At 70.2% G+C, this 895-nt stretch carries 1 protein-coding gene and 1 pseudogene; both read left to right on the top strand.

Features of this window, described 5'->3' with window-relative positions; translation table 11 throughout:
- Positions 1-397 (top strand): annotated as a pseudogene (locus D471_RS0106510) (DNA topoisomerase IV); the annotation flags it as partial.
- Between the two features lie 78 nt (positions 398-475).
- On the top strand, positions 476-895 hold a 420-nt coding region (locus tag D471_RS33280), incomplete at its 3' end, for a beta-class carbonic anhydrase (protein ID WP_017597876.1).

Genomic DNA, 895 nt, shown 5'->3' with positions numbered 1-895 from the left:
GGGCGTCCGCCTGCCGGAGGAGGCGCGTGTCCTGTGGTTCGGCGCGGTCCACTCCCCCGAGGACTCGGTCGTGGTGACCGTCTCCGGTTCCTCCCACGCGCTGGAGGGCACCCAGGCCGGATCGGCCAAGGTCACCCCGTTCGAGGCCTATCCGTCGAAGGGTCGGGCGACCGGCGGGGTACGCTGCCACCGTTACCTCAAGGGCGAGGACACGCTGCTCTTCGCCTGGATCGGCAGGGCGCCGGCCCGGGCTTCGCGCGCGGACGGCAAGCCCGTGCGGCTGCCCGACACCAGCGAGCGCCGCGACGGATCCGGCGAGCCGCTCCCGCGTGCCATCACCACGGTGGGAACCGGGCGCACCAGTGTCGGGATCACCGCCCCCGAGAACAGCGTTTGAGTGTGTTGCAACACGCCGTGTACATGGGCCTGGTTCCATGTACACGGCCCATGACCATGGAGACAGGAGTGACCCGACGTGAGTGAGTCCCACGACCCCGCCCCCGCGCAGGACGCCTTCGACGACGTGTTCGCCGCCAACGACGACTACGTGGCCGAGTTCGCCCTGCACGGCCTCAAGCCCGTGGCCGCCCGGGGACTGGCTCTGGTGACCTGCATGGACTCCAGGATCGAACCCCTGGACATGCTGGGACTCAAGCCCGGCGACGCCAAGATCCTCCGGAACGCGGGCGCCCGGGTGACCGACGACACCCTGCGCACGCTCGTCCTGGCGGTGTACCTGCTGGGTGTGGAGCGGGTCCTCGTCCTTCCCCACACGCGCTGCAGGATGGCGTCGGTGCCGGGTGACGACGCCGTGCACGACCTCATCCAGGAGGAGTACGGGGTGGACACCCGCAGCCTGGAGTTCCACACCAACAGCGACCAGATCGGCGCGCTC

Source organism: Nocardiopsis lucentensis DSM 44048 (genome assembly GCF_000341125.1).
GTDB classification, from domain to species: Bacteria; Actinomycetota; Actinomycetes; order Streptosporangiales; family Streptosporangiaceae; genus Nocardiopsis; species Nocardiopsis lucentensis.
This window is presented reverse-complemented; position numbering and strand designations above follow the sequence as displayed.